This is a genomic window from Salinicola salarius, assembly GCF_002179555.1.
Lineage (GTDB): Bacteria > Pseudomonadota > Gammaproteobacteria > Pseudomonadales > Halomonadaceae > Salinicola > Salinicola salarius_A.
The window spans coordinates 20,392-37,233 of sequence record NZ_NHOU01000028.1; the positions used below are offsets into that span (position 1 = coordinate 20,392).

The 16,842-nt window shown below is 63.6% G+C and carries 11 protein-coding genes; 2 read left to right on the forward strand and 9 right to left on the reverse strand.

Features of this window, described 5'->3' with window-relative positions; translation table 11 throughout:
- The 9 genes from fdnG to CCD76_RS15890 all read right to left on the reverse strand — a co-directional run bounded on the left by fdnG (position 1) and on the right by CCD76_RS15890 (position 14,592).
- Complete coding sequence (gene fdnG / locus CCD76_RS15845; RefSeq protein ID WP_256961337.1) at positions 1-3,075, reverse strand: formate dehydrogenase-N subunit alpha; 3,075 nt, start codon at positions 3,073-3,075, stop codon at positions 1-3.
- Between the two features lie 244 nt (positions 3,076-3,319).
- Positions 3,320-5,509: a TRAP transporter permease gene (locus CCD76_RS15855; protein ID WP_087720407.1), complete on the reverse strand. Its 2,190-nt coding sequence runs from the start codon at positions 5,507-5,509 to the stop codon at positions 3,320-3,322.
- A gap of 24 nt (positions 5,510-5,533) precedes the next feature.
- Positions 5,534-6,028 carry a DUF1850 domain-containing protein gene (locus CCD76_RS15860; RefSeq protein ID WP_087720408.1) on the reverse strand — a complete coding sequence of 165 codons (495 nt, stop codon included), beginning with the start codon at positions 6,026-6,028 and terminating at the stop codon, positions 5,534-5,536.
- A 44-nt stretch (positions 6,029-6,072) separates the two neighbouring features.
- Positions 6,073-7,410, reverse strand: a complete 1,338-nt coding sequence (locus CCD76_RS15865; RefSeq protein ID WP_087720409.1) for a TAXI family TRAP transporter solute-binding subunit — start codon at positions 7,408-7,410, stop codon at positions 6,073-6,075.
- 125 nt (positions 7,411-7,535) lie between these two features.
- Complete coding sequence (locus tag CCD76_RS15870) at positions 7,536-8,783, reverse strand: cation:proton antiporter (RefSeq protein ID WP_087720410.1); 1,248 nt, start codon at positions 8,781-8,783, stop codon at positions 7,536-7,538.
- A 225-nt stretch (positions 8,784-9,008) separates the two neighbouring features.
- Positions 9,009-10,229 carry a methionine adenosyltransferase gene (metK, locus tag CCD76_RS15875; protein ID WP_087720411.1) on the reverse strand — a complete coding sequence of 407 codons (1,221 nt, stop codon included), beginning with the start codon at positions 10,227-10,229 and terminating at the stop codon, positions 9,009-9,011.
- Between the two features lie 204 nt (positions 10,230-10,433).
- A complete protein-coding gene (locus CCD76_RS15880; RefSeq protein WP_087720412.1) occupies positions 10,434-11,267 on the reverse strand; it encodes a class I fructose-bisphosphate aldolase in 834 nt (277 codons plus the stop codon).
- Positions 11,264-13,033 (reverse strand): glycerol-3-phosphate dehydrogenase/oxidase, encoded by a 1,770-nt coding sequence (locus CCD76_RS15885; RefSeq protein WP_087720413.1) that lies wholly within the window; start codon positions 13,031-13,033, stop codon positions 11,264-11,266. Before CCD76_RS15885 ends, CCD76_RS15880 begins: the two co-directional genes overlap by 4 nt.
- Positions 13,030-14,592: an FGGY-family carbohydrate kinase gene (locus CCD76_RS15890; RefSeq protein ID WP_087720414.1), complete on the reverse strand. Its 1,563-nt coding sequence runs from the start codon at positions 14,590-14,592 to the stop codon at positions 13,030-13,032. The genes CCD76_RS15885 and CCD76_RS15890 overlap by 4 nt, the downstream gene beginning before the upstream one ends.
- Before the next feature lie 291 nt (positions 14,593-14,883).
- On the opposite strand from CCD76_RS15890, the gene CCD76_RS15895 reads away from it, so the two are divergent.
- Complete coding sequence (locus CCD76_RS15895) at positions 14,884-15,990, forward strand: alcohol dehydrogenase catalytic domain-containing protein (RefSeq protein WP_087720415.1); 1,107 nt, start codon at positions 14,884-14,886, stop codon at positions 15,988-15,990.
- Positions 15,987-16,790, forward strand: coding sequence for a DeoR/GlpR family DNA-binding transcription regulator (locus tag CCD76_RS15900; protein WP_218777054.1), 804 nt, complete (start codon positions 15,987-15,989; stop codon positions 16,788-16,790). Before CCD76_RS15895 ends, CCD76_RS15900 begins: the two co-directional genes overlap by 4 nt.
- The last annotated feature ends 52 nt before the right edge of the window (positions 16,791-16,842 follow it).

A 16,842-nucleotide genomic window follows, 5' to 3' on the forward strand; every position in this document is an offset into this window, starting at 1 on the left:
TCAAGCCTTCTCGACGCGGACGGTGAACGACTTGTATTCCGGCGTCTGGGTGTTGGCATCGCCGACGAATGGCGTCAGGGCGTTGACCAGATAGCCCTTCTTGGCCACTCCGGTGAATCCCCAGTGCAGCGGAATCCCCACGTGGTGAACCTGCTTGTCGCCGATCATCATCGGACGCAGACGCTTGGTCACCACCGCCACGGCCTTGATGAAGCCCCGCTTGGAGGAGACCTTCACCCAGTCGCCCGCCGCGATGCCGATCTCGTCGGCCAGCGCCTCGCCGATCTCGACGAACTGCTGCGGCTGCACAATGGCATTGAGCTCGGCATGCTTGGTCCAGAAGTGGAAGTGCTCGGTGAGACGATAGGTCGTCGCCGCGTGCGGAAACTCCTCGGGCTTGCCCAGCGCCTCGCGATCCTCCTCGAAGATGCGCGCGGCCGGATTGTTGCGCGCCTTCTCCTTGCCCGGATGCAACAGGTTCTGGGGCACCGGAGACTCGAACGGCTCGTAGTGCTCGGGGAACGGGCCGTCGACCATGCTCTGCCCCGCGAACAGGTGACCGACGCCCTCCGGCTGCATGATGAACGGCATCTGGCCCTGCGACGGCGGCGAATTGGTCGGAAAGTCCGGTACGTCCGCTCCCACCCAGGCACCTTGTTCGCTATCCCACCAGATGAACGCCTTGTCAGGCCCCCAGGGGCGTCCCTGGACGTCCGCGCTGGCCCGGTTGTAGAGGATTCGCCGGTTCATCGGCCAGGCCCATGCCCAGCCCAGCGTATTGCCGGTGCCGTAAGGGTCCGAGTTGTCGCGGTTTGCCATCTGGTTGCCGGCTTCGGTCCAGCAGCCGGCGAATATCCAGCAGCCCGCCGCGGTGCGCCCGTCGGCGGTCAGCTCGGCGAAACCGGACAGCTGCTCACCGGCGCGCCGGGTCACGTTGCCTTGCTCGTCGGTAAGATCCTCCAGCGCGCGCCCGTTGAACTCGCGTGCCAGTTCGTCCGCCTTCGGATCGGCCGGAATCCGGTAATCCCAGGTCAGGTTGAGGATCGGGTCCGGGAAGACGCCGCCCTCCTCCTGATAGAGCTGCTTCAGCTTGAGGAACAGCTCGCCCATGATGCGGGTATCCGGTCGCGCGTCTCCCGGCGGTGGTGCCGCGGACCAGTGCCACTGCAGCCAGCGGGCGCTGTTGACGATCGACCCCTCGTCCTCGGCGAAGCAACAGGTCGGCAGGCGGAACACCTCGGTGTCGATCTGGCTGGAATCGACATCGTTGTACTCGCCGTAATTCTTCCAGAATTCGCTGGTCTCGGTGTTGAGCGGGTCCATCACCACCAGATACTTCAAGGAAGAGAGCGCCTTGGTCACCTTGGCCCGGTTGGGGAACGACGCCAACGGGTTGAACCCCTGGCAGAAGTAGCCGTTGAGCTCGCCCTTGGACATGCGCTCGAACGTATCGAGAATGTCATAGAGCGGCCGCTCGAGCTTGGGCAGCCAGTCGAAGCACCAGTTGTTGGCTTCGTTGGCGGCATCGCCGTACCACGCCTTCATCAGGCTGACATGGAATTTCTCGTAGTTCTTCCAGTAGGAGACCTGACCCTCGACGGTGGGCTGCTTGGTGCGCTTGTCGATATAGGCGCGGTAGTCCTGCTCCTTGGCGTTGGCCAGCGTCATGTAGCCCGGCAGCAGCTGGGAAAGCAGACCCAGATCGGTCAGCCCCTGAATGTTGGAGTGTCCGCGCAACGCGTTGACGCCGCCACCCGGCATGCCCATGTTGCCCAGCAACAGCTGCACCATCGCGGCCGTACGGATGATCTGGGAGCCGATCGAGTGCTGCGTCCACCCCAGCGCGTAGAGGATGGTCATGGTCTTGTCGGGGACCGCCATCGCCGCGATCTTCTTCCAGATGCGCTGGATGTTCTCGACCGCGATACCGGTGATGCTCGAGACCATGGCCGGGGTGTAACGCGCGTAGTGTTCACGCAGCAGCTGATAGACGCAGCGCGGATCCTGCAACGTCTCGTCGCGACGGACGAAACCGTCGTCGCCCATCTCGTACATCCACGACTGCTTGTCGTAGCTGCGCGTCGACTCGTCGTAGCCCGAGAACAGGCCGTCCTCGAAACCGTACCCCTCGCGCACGATCAATGCCGCGTCGGTGTAATTCAACACGTACTCGTGCTGAATCTGGTCGGTCTCGATCAGATAGCTGATCAGGCCGCCGAGAAACGCGATATCGGTGCCGGTACGGATGAACGCCTTGTCCTGCGCCACGGCGCCGGTACGGGTGAAGCGCGGGTCGATCGTGATCAACTCGGCCTTGTTGTGTTCGATGGCCTCGGTGACCCAGCGGAAGCCCACGGGGTGTGCTTCGGCAGAGTTGCCGCCCATCGAGAGAATCAGATTGGCATTGCGGATGTCGACCCAGTGATTGGTCATGGCACCGCGACCGAATGTTGGGGCAAGACCTGCCACCGTCGGTCCGTGTCAGACGCGCGCCTGGTTATCGAAAGCCACCATGCCGAGATTGCGCACCACCTTGTGGGTGATGTAGCCGGCTTCGTTGGAAGAACCCGATGCCGCCAGGAACCCGGTCGTCGTCCAGTGGTTGACCGTCTCGCCGTGCGCCGTGCGCTGGACGAAGTTGGCGTCGCGATCGTCCTTCATGTGCCGGGCGATGCGGGTCAGCGCTTCATCCCAGCCGATCCGCTTCCATTCGCTGGTGCCCGCTTCACGCACCTGCGGATATTCGAGACGTCCCTTGCTGTGAACGAAGTCGAGCAGGCCAGCGCCTTTCGGGCAGAGCGAACCTCGCGAGACCGGGTGGTCCGGATCGCCTTCGATATGGAAGACGTTCTGTTCGACGTTCTTGGCGCCATCGCCCTTGCTGTAAATCAGAATGCCGCAACCCACCGAGCAGTAGGTGCAGGTATTGCGCGTCTCTTTGGCGTAGGTCAGCTTGAACTGGCGGATAGAAGCTTCGGCGGGTTCGGGGGCAAACCCCATCATCGCCAGGCTCGAGCTCGCCAATCCCGCCCCGCCCAGTTTGAAAAACTGGCGCCGAGTGACATTGATCGACATGTATCATCCTCAACGGTCATTAACCGGCACCTCTACCGACGGGTGCTTTGGTTGTCTTATATCAAACATCAGCGACGGATGCTACTGTGGACTCTAGACAAATTGTCGCTCATGACCATGGCCGAATGTGACGTCATCGACTGCCGCCCCGACGTCATCGAACCCGACTCGTGGCCCCGAATGAAAAACGCCCGCTCTCCTCGCAAGGAGAGCGGGCGTCATCAAGGCCCGAAGGCTCGGGGCGCTATACCGCGCGAGCGGGCGTAGTCTCCGATTTCGCCTTGGTCAGCAGGAACAGCACGACGGTAATGACCGCACCGACGATATCGCTGATCATCCCCGGGAAGATCAATGCCAGCGCGCCGATCGCTGCCAGTATCCGCCAGAACGGATTGAGCGGTCGCCGCAGATAGCCCTCGACCGCGACGGCCAGCAGCAACACGCCGACCACACCGGTCACGATGACCCACAGCGTGTTCCACAACGTCGCGTCGATCATCAGCATGCTGTGCGCGAACACGAACATGTACGGCACCACGAAGCCGGCGATCGCCAGTTTCATCGCCTGGAAACCGGTCGCGTTGGGCGATCCGCCGCTGATGCCGGCGCCAGCGTAGGCAGCCAGGGCCACCGGCGGCGTCAGGTTGGCGAACAGCCCGAAGTAGAACACGAACATGTGCGCCACGAAGATCGCCGTCTCGTTGCTGCCGGCCAGCTCGCGGAACATCGGCAGGTTGAGCAGAATCGGCGCGGCCATGGTACTGGTGATGATGTAGGTCGGAATGCTGGGCAGCCCCATGCCGAGCACGATCGACGCGATCATGGTCAAGAACAGCGTGACCAGCAGCTGGATCATCGGAATCGGAATCTGCTGGCCCAGCGTCACCACCGCGTCCGCTGCCTCCAGCGCAATACCGGTCAACGTGGCGATCCCCACGATGATGCCCACCGCGCCACACGCCACCGCCACGGGGATCGCGTTACGCACCCCGTCGTGCATGGCATCGCGACAATCGGCGACATCCATCTTCTCCGCCACCATGCCCAGCCTGGCACGCATCGCGTTGACCGCTACCGGGATCGCGATGATGACGAACAGCATCCAGCGGCTGGCCGGGAAGTTGGGCATCGCATGGCCGCCGAGCAGCGCGCGCAGCTGCGGTTCGAAGATCAACAGCGCGAGAACCAGGCTGAGCCCGATGGTGACGCGCCGCGTACCGCAGATCAGAACCGTCGCCGCGATCGACCAGAAGGCCGCGAAGAACGGTGCCCGCCCTTCGAACAGCAGCCACAGCAGCACGGCCATCGGTATCAGCAGGTGGCCTCGCTTGAGCATGACCTCCTTGAGCGGCGTGAGCTGGGAGCGGGGAATGCCTTCCAGCCCGTTGCGCATGGCGCGCAGATGCACCTGGAACAGCACCCCGAGATAGAACAGCAGTGCCGGGATGATGCCGGCCAGAATGACCTGGGTATAAGGAACGGCCAGCACCTCGGCCATGATGAACGCCGCCGCCCCCATGATCGGAGGCAGGATCTGTCCGCCGACGCTGGCGGCCGCTTCCACCGCACCGGCAAAGTTCGGCTTGTAGCCGGTCTTCTTCATCAGCGGAATAGTGAAGGCGCCTGTCGTCACCACGTTGGCAATGGCCGAGCCATTGATCGAACCCAGGAAACCGCTGGCGATGACCGCGACCTTGGCCGGTCCACCGCGGGTATGCCCGGCGATCGCCAGCGCCAGATCATTGAACAGCTGACCCAGTCCGGACTTGCCGAGAAAGGCGCCGAACAGGATGAACAGGATGATGTAACTCGCCGACACCCCGATCGCCGTCCCCAGCAGCCCCTCGGTGATATAGACCAGGTGCGAGACGATCTGCTTGCAGGTGGCGAGCACGATCGCCTCGTTCAACTGCGGGTAGAAAGAGAGCTTGGCGTAGAAGCCATAAATCAGGAACAGCGTCGCCAGGATGGTCAGACCCCAGCCGGTGACGCGCCGGGTCGCATCCAGGACCAGCAGAATCGCCACGAGGCCGACGACCATGTCGACATTGTTGATGCGCCCTGCCGAGGCGATGACCCGGTCCGACACCATCAGCATGTAGACGCCGATCCCGAAGGCGAGCAGCGCCACGATGGCATCACCCCACGGTACGCGATCCCGCGCTCCTTTACGGGTCAGCGGATAGAGAATGAAGGCCAGGCCCAGCAGGGTATAGAGGTGGATGCTGCGCTGCGCGACATCGACCAGTGGCCCCGAAAACGAGGTGTAAAGGTGAAACAGCGCCAGCAGCACCGATACCGCCATGACGAACTGGACCACCGCGCGCGGCAGCCTGTCCCGTACCAGGCTCTCGCGATCGAATTTCTCCAGCGCCTCCTTGACCGACGGATCTTCCGGGCCGTCGGTGGAGATCGTGTTCTTCTGTTCGGACATATGTCTTCCTCGCCACGCAGGAATCTATGACAACCAGGGGCGCACCAGTGCCGGCAACACTTGCCACAAGGGCACCCTGAGTATGGAAAAGGTCAAAATCGGCGGTGGGTCGCCACGCGACAGGGGAATGACATGGCCGGCAAATATCAGGCGGTAGTGTTCTTCCACCGCCGCCTGTACCGCCAGCGGATCGACCACGCGATCGATCCCGGTCATCACCACCCAGCCATCCTCGAGATGGGTTTCGTTGCCGGCACGGGATGGCACACCGGCACCGAAGGTCTTGAATCGCGTTCCGGTGATTTCGATGACATCGCCCTCGGTAACTGCGAACCACTCTTCCCAGTCCTCCTTCTCGACCGAGTGCATCCAGCGCAGAGTGAAGGTCGTCCCCTCCCACCCCGGAAAAGCAAACCGCCACTGCGGCCCGTCACGAATGACCAGCCACGGTAGCGGATACGCAGCGGTGGCGATCACCAGGATCACCACCGCTGCGATACTCAGCCAGATTTTACGCATCGCCAGGACGTGTCATGGCTTGCGGGACACGCGAGCGCTCTTGCTCAGGATTGCGGTTCTTTGTCCTGAGCGTTGTCGCCACCACTGGTATCGCTGCCTTCGGTAGGCTGAGCGTTGTCTTCAGGCGTCTCGGCGCTGGTCTGCTTGGCAGGGTCGGCCTCGGCACCGTCCGCATCGGTAGTTGCCGCCTGTTCGTTGGCTGCCTGGGAAGCTGTGGCCTCGCTGATGTCGGCTTTGTCGCCGCCGCTTCTGGAAGCGAGCGTGTCGTAGTAGGCCTGCGCGCCCGGATGTACCGGAACGACCAGGTTCTGGTTCATGGTGGCAGGATCGAACTGCTTGAGCGCGCCGACCGAGACGTTGCCGGATTCCAGATAGTCGTGGAAACGCTTGGCCAGATCCTCGGCGACATCGTCGCGCATGGAAGACGGCACGATCATGATGTTGCGGATCGCCACGGTGTTCACGGCGTCGCCCAGGTTATAGCGCTCCGGTGCGCCGGCCGGAATCTCGTAATTCTCGTAGTACGGATATTTTTCCAGCAGCGTGGAAGCAACGTCGCCACTGACCGGCACGAAGGTCACGTCGGTGCTCTGCATCAGCCCGGTGATGCTGGAATTGGGCACGCCAGAGGTGAAGAACGCGGCATCCAGGTTGCCGTTGCTCATTTCGGTCACGCTGTCGGCATAACCGGTGTGGCTGACCTGGGCCAGGTCGTCGTAGCTCAGACCGGCTGACTCCAGCACCTTGGCCGCGCTCTGCTCTACCCCGGAGCCGACCTTGCCGACGCCGACGCGCTTGCCTTTCAGATCGGCGATGCTCTGGATATCGCTGTCGGCCGTCGCGACGACCTGCACCACGTTGGGATAGAGACCAGCAATGGTCTGGATATCGGCGGCCTGGCCTTCGAACTGGTTTTGCCCCTTGACCGCATCGTAGGCCACGTCGCTCATCACGATGGCGACCTGGTTCAGACCGTCGGTGATGTTGTTGATGTTCTGCACGGAGGCGCCGGTGGAAACGACCTGCACGCCATCGACCAGATCACTCTCCTCGAACACGCTCTTGAGCGCACCGCCGATCGGATAATAGCTGCCGCCGGTACCGCCGGTGCCGAAGATCAGATTGACCGGCTCGCCACCGCCGGCCGAAGCCTGCTGGCTATCATCCCCGCCCGACTGGGAAGACTGGTCGTTGTCGTTGGTCGACTCGGAACCATCAGAATCCGGCGTTCCGCCACCGTACTGAGAGGTCGATGATTCCTGAGACGACGGCTGTTTCTGATCACCCTCCTTCGCCTGGTCATCACCGTCATCGCCGCAACCGACCAGCAGTGCGCTGGAGAGTCCCAGCGCGGCGACCAGCATTCCTGTGCGTAACTTCATGTTTCACCCCGTCACTTGATTGTCATCGGCCTGTCCGGCCGAAGAATATACACACCATGATGGCCCCAAGAGTAAGGAACGCCCGGCGGCGATACCATGCCCGAACCGTCATGCACGACCAAAGTCTAAGACTTGTCGGCCTCTTGCGATAAGACTCGCTGAACCAACCCCCCAATGGTCAGACCTTGTACCAGAATCGAGAAAAGCACGATGAGATAGGTCACCATCACGATGGTGTTGCGGTAGTCGCTCTCGGGCAGACCCAGCGCCAGCGCCACCGAAATTCCGCCCCGCAGCCCGCCCCAGGTGAGCACACGCGTGGTCCCGGGACGATAGTGAATCCAGCGCTTCAGCATCATCATGGGCAGGCCGATGGTGATCAGCCGAGTCACCAGAATCACGCCGATGATCGGCGCGGCAACGATCAGATACGACCACTCGAAGGGGATCAGCAGCAGCTCGAGACCGATCAGCACGAACAGCACCGCGTTGAGAATCTCGTCGATCAGCTCCCAGAAGCCATCGACATAGCGGCGCGTGGTATCCGACATGGCGTGCTCGCGGCCGCGGTTGCCGATGAACAGCCCGGCGATGACCATCGAGATCGGCCCCGAGACGTGCAGATGCGTCGCCAGCGTATAGCCGCCCAGCACCAGCGCCAGGCTGACCAGCACCTCGATCTGATACTGGTCGATGCTCTTCATCATCCGATAGGCGATGTAACCCATCACCAACCCGAGCAGGATGCCGCCGCCGGCCTCTTCCAGAAACAGCATCGCGGAGTGCGAGACCGTCAGCGCTTCGGTCGCGGTCGCCGCCCCCAGCATCACGGTGAAGACCACCACCGCGACGCCGTCGTTGAACAGGGATTCACCGACGATCTTGATCTCCATGTCCTCGGGTGCGCCGGCGCTGCGCATGATGCCGAGCACGGCAATCGGGTCCGTCGGCGAGATCAGCGCCCCGAAGACCAGGCAGTAGAGATAGGGCACCGCCATATGGAAGGTAGCGAAGAGCCACCAGGCCGCACTGCCGATCGCCACGGTCGAAATCACCACGCCGATGGTGGCAAGAAAGCTGATCGAATAGCGATAGCGCTTCAGTTTATGGAAATCGACGTGCAGCGCGCCGGCAAACAGCAGGAACGACAGCATGCCGTCCATCAGCAGCGCATTGAAGTTTATCTGCCCCAGCCAGGCTTCGGCCCAATCGGTAATCGCGTCGAATCCGAGGTGACTCAGGGCGATCAGCAGCAACGAAGCCATCAGCGAGATGAACATCACGCCGATCGTCGCCGGCAGCTTGATGAAGCGGTAGTTGAACCACGCGAACAGCGCGGTGATCGTGATGAAGAGTGCTGCGATTTCCAGCATGGCATCCTTTCCTGTCGCCGCCAGCCGTGGCGAATGATCGATAGGCGTCCTGCCCCATACCATAACGATAGTGGCTCATGACGATGGCAGCTATGATGCGGGTTTATCCCGCCGGTAATCAGTCCAAAAAAAAGCGGACCCGAATCAACGGGTCCGCTCGATGTTGCGGCAAGACGGATCGCCCGGACCGGCCCGGCAGGCCGGCTTCGGGCGATGGATCGGCGATCACAGGCCGGCAGCGGCCTTCAGCGTCTCGGCCTTGTCCGTCTTTTCCCACGGGAAAGCGGTAAAGGTTTCGGTCTGGGTTTCACCGTTGACGTCGGTCCAGGTGTAGCTGTGTTCGAACGGCTCGCGTCCAAAGTGACCATAGGAGGCCGTCAGCTGATACATCGGATGGAGCAGGTCGAGCATGCGGGTGATGGCATGGGGGCGCAGATCGAAGTGCTCGCGCACCAGTTCGATGATCTTCGCCTCGCTGACCTTGGCGGTGCCGAAGGTGTTGATCGAGACCGAAGTCGGCTCGGCGACGCCGATGGCGTAGGAGACCTGGATCTCGCACTTGTCGGCGAGGCCGGCGGCGACGATGTTCTTGGCCACGTAACGCCCGGCGTAGGCGGCACTGCGGTCGACCTTGGACGGATCCTTGCCGGAGAAGGCGCCGCCACCGTGGCGCGCCATGCCGCCGTAGGTATCGACGATGATCTTGCGTCCGGTCAGGCCGCAATCACCCACCGGGCCACCGATCACGAACTTGCCGGTCGGGTTGATGTGGAACCGGGTCTTGTCGTGAATCCACTCCGCCGGCAGCACGTCGCGGATGATCAGATCCTCCACCGCCTTGCGCAGATCATCCTGGGAAATGTCCGGGTCGTGCTGGGTCGACAGCACCACGGCATCGACGCCGTTGGGCTTGCCGTTTTCATCATAAGTGAAGGTGATCTGGCTCTTGGCATCCGGGCGCAGCCAGGAGAGCGTGCCGTTCTTGCGCAGCTCCGCCTGACGTTCGACGAGACGATGCGAATAGTGGATCGGCGCCGGCATGAACGAGTCGGTCTCGTTGGTGGCATAGCCGAACATCAGCCCCTGATCGCCCGCGCCCTGATCTTCAGGCTTGCTGCGATCGACGCCCTGGGCGATATCGACACTCTGCTTGCCGATCAGATTGATCACGCCGCAGGTCTCGCCATCGAAGCCGACTTCCGAGGAGGTATAGCCGATATCCATGATCACCTTGCGCACCAGATCTTCCAGATCGACCCAGGCGGTGGTGGAGATCTCGCCGGCGACGATGGCGACACCAGTCTTCACCAGCGTCTCGCAGGCCACGCGAGCCTGCTTGTCCCGGGCGATGATGGCGTCGAGGACAGCATCGGAAATCTGATCGGCAATCTTGTCCGGATGACCTTCGGACACGGATTCGGAGGTAAACAGAGAGTATTCGCTCATGGCGTACGGAGATCCCTTCGTTCACTGGTTGCGGCTCGCGGTCACGATCCGCCTGACAAAATACGCAGCGCCGCCGGTCGGAAGGACGGATGAAAACGACGCACGACACTACTGTCCCCAAGGCGCCGGGGCAGGACATAAAAGTCTACACACAGAATAGCTAGCTGCCTATTCTTTGCCACCTAAGCCGCCGATTGATCGGCGCTATCGGACGCTTTTCGTATGGACGCGCTGTATACCGTGCACGATATCGATCAGCCGCTCGATACCCGCCGTGGCGTTCTCCCGCTGCCAGGCATTGCGCCCGAAGATCACGCCCCGCGCGCCGTTGTCCAACGCATTGCGGGTGAAGCTTGCCAGGGCCTCGTCGTCGTTCATTGCCGCCCCGCCCAGCACCAGCACCGGAACCGGGCAGCTGTCGGCCAGCGCGCGCATGTCCTCGGCCTCGCCGGTGAACTGCGCCTTGACCAGGTCCGCTCCCAGCTCCGCGGCGATTCTCGCGACTCGCGCAATCCGCTCGCCATCGAGACGTCCGCCTTCAAGCCCTTTCTCACGATGCCCCCACACCACCGCTTCGATGATCAGCGGCAGCCCGATCGCCTCGCACTGGCGGGCGGCCTCCGCCACCGCTTCGAGATTGTCGGCTTCTCGCCTGGGGTCGTCGTAACCGGAGATCAGACACATCACCACAGCGTCCGCACCCATCGCCTGCGCCTGGGCCGGTGTCGCGATCATGCGGTGATGTTCCTCGCCCGCCAGGGTGAAGTCGCCCACCATCGGGTAGTCGATCCGCAGCACGACCCTGGGCGCCCGGCTATCGGCGAACAGGTCGCCGCAGGACTTGAGCACGCCCGGCGACAGCAGCACCGCCTCCGGCCCGGCCGCGACGATCGCCTCGCAGGCTCGCCGCGCGTCGATCGCATGTTCCACCGGCCCCGCCAGCAGAGTGCGGTCGAACGCCACCATGCAGCTCAGGCCGGTATCGCGACGAAATAGCCGCCCGACACGTAACCCACTGGAAGAAAAGACGGTCGTCATGACGTGCTCTCCTGAGTCGAGATTGTCGAGCTTTCCTGCCCGGATGTCAGCGCAACGCCATGCAAGCGTGTCGCGATTTCGTACACCGCGTCGATCTCCTCGCGGCGGCGTGTCCCGGCCCAGCCGAGCGCCGCGCCGCACAGGGTTGCAACCTCGTCGATCACCGCGCTGTCGAGCTGGCCGGAGAGCGCGATGGGCAGACGCCGGAACAGCACGTCGGCCAGATGTTCGACGCGCTCGAAGCGACAGACGAAATCGATCTCCCCCACCCGATAATCGGCAAGCGAGGCGAGCGGACGCTGCCGATTCACGCCCTCGGCGCTCATTCTCGCGCAGTGACGCGCCACCGCCTCGCCGCGAGTGCCGTAGCGATCCAGCAGCGTGATCGCCCGCTGCCGGTCGCCCTCGCAGAGCGCCGTCACGCGGGAAAGCCATGCCTCCCGCGACGCGGCATCGCGGGGATAATCCCGCCCCCCGCCGATCGCCAGCTGCCGGGTATCGATCTCGCGGCGCCGACCGAGCCTGGCGAGCACATCATCCGCCACCTCCTCGGCAAAGCCACGGAAGGTGGTCCACTTGCCGCCCACCAGCGACAGCACCGGCCGGTCGTGGATACGATCCTCGACGATGGCGTGATCGCGGCTGATCTGGCCCGGATCGGCGGCATCGCTGCGTGGCAGCGGGCGCACCCCACTGTAGCGATAGCGCACCTGCTCCGGCCCGATCGCGACGCCGGGAAACAGGTAGCGCACCGCCTCGAGCATGTAATCGCGCTCGTCGTCGTCGCAGACGGCCTGGTCCGGATCGGTGCAGCGAATGTCCGTCGCCCCGACCAGCACGTGGTTCATGAACGGATAGATCAGACAGATCCGTCCGTCCGGCGTGCCGAAGTAGATCATGCGCCCGTCGAGCTGGCGCCGGAGGGCCGGCACGTCGACGATCAGATGCCCGCCCTTGGTGCCGCCGATATGCCGCGTCTCCCGCCCCAGCTGGCGGTTGATCTCGTCGATCCAGGCGCCGCCGGCGTTGATGATGAGTTGCGGCTTCACCGTGAACACGCCGCCCTCCTCGTCCTCGAAGGTGACCGCTTCGCCACCGGCACCGACGAGATTGACGTGATTGAGCGCCATCGCCCCGCGATGGGTTCGGCAACCCTCGTCGATCAGCTCGAACCCGAGCCGCTCGGCCTGGCTGATCGCCGCATCGTAATAGGTGTGCAGCGCCCGCACGTCGCGCCGAATATCCGGCAACGACCGATGTACCTTGCGTCCCAGCATCACCGAATGGCGCGGCATGCTGCGGAAGTGACGTCCGAAGAAATCGTAGAGCGTCAGCCCCACCTCGCTGATCAGGATGCCGCGGTCGTCGATCTTCGCCGGACGCCGAAAGAAGCGCTGGATCGACGGCCAGATGCCGCCCCACCAGCTGTGCGTGGGCATCGCCGTACGCAGCGGATGCACCACGTGCGGCGCGTTGCGCAACAGCAGGTTGCGCTCCCGGGTCGACTGCGCCACCAGCCGGAACTCGCCGGTCTCCAGATACTTGAGGCCGCCATGGATCAACCGCGAAGGCGCCGCGCTGGCCCCGGCACAGAAATCCTGCTTGTCGACGATCAGGGCATCGACCCCCTGCAGTGCCAGATCGCGAAACAGCCCGGCGCCGTTGATGCCGGCGCCGATGATCAGCACCGAGACCGAAGGATCGGCTCGCAGGCGTTCCAGTGTCTGCTGGCGCGTCAGCGGGGCTGGATTCAGAGATTCCGTCATCGGGTGGCTCTCCCCATCGGTCTGGATTCGGATTCGGCGTCGGACGCTCCCGCCGACGAGGCCTCGGCATCGAGCACCGCCCACAGCGGACGCAGGCACTCGATCAATCGCTCATAACGCTCGAAGCCTTGCTGACACTCGGCCTGGCGATGGGCATCCGGTATGTAGCGGTGATCGACCTCGCACAGCCGTGTGGCGGTGTCGATCGACGAGAACGCACCGGCCGCGACGCCCGCGCAGATCGCCGCGCCCCAGGCCGCCGCCTCCTGGATGCGCGAGGTTTCCAGCGGCAAGCCGAGCGAATCGGCGAACAGTTGGGCCAGCCGCGGCGAGTGGCTGCCGCCGCCGGTGATACGGATGCGATCGATGGCGAAGGTCGACGCCAGCGCATCGACATGGACACGATGATTGAACACCACGCCTTCGAGAATCGCGCGCAGGACATGGCCGCGACCATGCCAGCCCTGCAGGCCGAACAGGCCCGCGCTGGCAGGCTCGTCGTAGGGCGAACCGTAAAGAAAAGGGTGATAGACCAGGCGCGACGGGCTCCGGAACGCCTCGTCCAGCGCCGCCTCCATGTCGGCGAGAAAGGCCCCGGCGCCGCCATCGCCGGCCCGGCCCCACTGGCGATGAAACCATTCGAGATTGCTCGACGACGCCGGTGAAATCGCCATGTTTAGCCATTGGCCCGGGCGCAGGCCGTTGCGGGTCGCCCAGCGCGGATCGGGCTTCGGCGCGTCGGAAAAGACTTCGTTGATGCTGAAGGTGCCGGCCGCGATGGTCAGCGTGTCCGACTCGATGTTGCCCAGCCCCACCGCGCTGGCCGTGACATCGTGAAGCCCCGTCGCCACGGGAGTTCCCGCTTTCAAGCCGGTCTCGCGGGCCGCCGCCTCGCAGACATGCCCGGCGATCTCGTCGGGCATGCGCACCTCCGGCAGCGCTTCGAAGGCGCCATCGATCCTAAGCATCGACAGCGCGTCACGGCTGTAGCGCTGGGTCTCGACGTCGGTATAGCCGGTGCTGGACTCGGTGAAGTCGGTCGCCACCGTGCCGGTCAGCTTGAAACGCAGCCAGTCCTTGCAGGTCAGCACATGGCCGAGCGCGGCGAACCGTTCCGGCTGATGATCCTGCATCCACGCCAGCAAGGTCACCGGCGAGAAAGCGAAAGGCGTCTGCCCGATCCGCGCCAGCGCTTCGTCCCGAACGCCCTTTCGGCACCAGCGCTCTACCATACCCGCCGCGCGGCTATCCAGTGAGGTGATCGCCCGGCCAAGCGGCTCACCCTTCCCGTCAATCGGGTAAAGCCCGTCACCATGACCGGTAACGCCGACTGCCAGGATTTCGTCACCGTCCAGCTCGGCCATTGCCAGGGCACCACGTATCGCCGCTGTCGCGCTCGCCCAGGCGGCGCTCATGTCACGCTCGACCCAGTGCGCCTGAGGATGCTCGAGCCGGGAAGATTCCCGCCCGATCCCCACGACGTGGCCCTGGGTATCGAAGATCACCGCCTTGGTGGAACTGGAGCCGCCATCGAGCCCCAGCAGATAACCGCGTGACATGGCTGCCTCCCCGTTGATCGCCTTCGCCGAATCATTCAGTGGTGGCTTGCACGAACGCCACTCGCGGCCATTTCTAACATTATTCTGTGACGAAAAGTCGTTAGACGTTAGTGTTAACTATCTTTCTGATTTTAAATAATACTAATTTAATCAAAGATTTAAAAATTACCCGCCGAGCAGGAAACTTATCCGAGACCAAAGTCATACGGCAGTACGTCACTTTTTGATGTTATTTCTTCACTACTCCTTCGTTATTCGTTTCAGTCCACCAACCCAGCGCCGGAGTCTCCAATGCCTGATTCTCGAGCGTCATTCCCCGAAAGCATGCAGGCCGTGGTCTGTCGCGGCCCCGGCGACTACCGCCTGGAGCGCGTGCCGACACCCCGGCCCGACCCGAGAGAACTGATTCTCAAGATCCAGGCCTGCGGGATCTGTTCGAGCGATCTGAAGTGCCGCGATGGCGCCGCCATGTACTGGGGCGACGGTGAACGCTTCCCGCCCTGGGTCAAGCCACCGATGATCATCGGCCACGAATTCGCCGGCGAAGTGGTCGCGCTCGGTGAAGGCGCCGCCGAGCATTTCGACGTCGAACTCGGCATGCGCGTAGTGCCGGAGCAGATCCTGCCCTGCCGGCAGTGCTTCTACTGCCAGCGCGGCCACTACTGGATGTGCGAGGTGCACAACATCTTCGGCTTTCAGGGCGGCGTGGCCGATGGCGGCATGGCGGAATATCTGCGCGTCCCCGCCAACGCGGTGCTGCATCCGGTCGATCCGCGCCTGAGCGTGGAGGACGCCGCGTTTCTCGAGCCGCTCGCCTGCGGCATTCATGCGGTCAATCGCGCCGATATCCAGTTCGACGACACGGTGGTGATCGCCGGTGGCGGGCCGATCGGGCTAGCCATGGTCCAGCTTGCCAGGCTCAAGACGCCCAGGCAGCTGATCCTGGTCGATACCCATGACGAGCGTCTGGCAATGGCCCGCGACTACGGCGCCGATCACGGCCTCAATCCGCATCGCGACGATGTCGCCAAGGAAGTTAGGGCACTCACCGGCGGTTACGGTTGCGAGGTCTACATCGACGCCACGGGCTCGTCGAGCGGCGTGGTCCAAGGCCTGGAGTCGCTACGCAAGCTCGGTCGGTTCGTCGAGTTCAGCGTGTTCAAGGAGCCCACCAGCGTCGACTGGTCCACCATCGGCGACCGCAAGGAGCTGGATATCCGCGGCTCGCATCTCTCGCCGCACACCTACCCGGTGGCGATCGACCTGCTGGCCCGCGGGCTGGTGACAACTCGCGGCATCGTCACCCATCGTGTTCCGCTGGCCGACTTCGAGCGCGGCTTCGAGATCGCCGCCCGGCGCGACTCGATCAAGGTCGTGTTGACGACGGGAGCGTCATGACTTCGTCCGCCACCATGACGGCTCGCACCGTGACACGGGGGGCACCAGCGCGCCGCCAGGCGATGCTGGACTACATCATCCAGGCCGGCTCGGCCCAGGTCGACGAGCTGGCCGAGCGCTTCGGCGTCAGCCGGATGACGGTACACCGCGATCTCGACGCCCTCTCCGATCAGGGCATGGTCAACAAGCAGCATGGCGGGGTCACCACCCGCTCTTCCAGCGTGTTCGAAAGCAACTTCGCACTGCGTTCGCATATCGCCACGCGGGAAAAGCAGGCGCTGGCCCGTGCGGCGCTGGAGGAGATCGCGTCCGGCGAAGCGGTGATGCTGGACGACTCCACCACTGCCGCCGAACTCGCCCTGCTGCTGCCGGCGCGGGAGCCACTGACCGTGATCACCAACGGCCTGGAGAGCATCGACCGGCTCAAGGCCGCCAGCGGCATCAAGTTGATCACCCTGGGCGGCGACTACCAGCCCCGTTTCAATGCCACCTTCGGCCTGCTCTGCGAACAGACGCTCGCCAACCTGCGTGCCAATGTGGCGGTGCTTTCCGCATCGGCCATCCTCGGCACTACCGCCTACGTTCAGGACCCGACGGTGACCCAGATCAAGCGCGCCCAGATGGCGGCGGCAGAGCGCCGGATCCTGCTCGTCCACAGCGCCAAGTTCGGCCACGGCGCGCTGCATCGGCTCGCCGATCTCGACGAGTTCGACCTCGTGTTGATCGACGAAAGCCTTGCCGCCGAACATCGCACCACGCTGGACGAGGCCGAGATCCGTTATCGATTGATCAAAGCTTGACCCCCCCGACAAAACGAAATCGCCGCGGGCCAGGGCCCGCGGCGGTGGATCG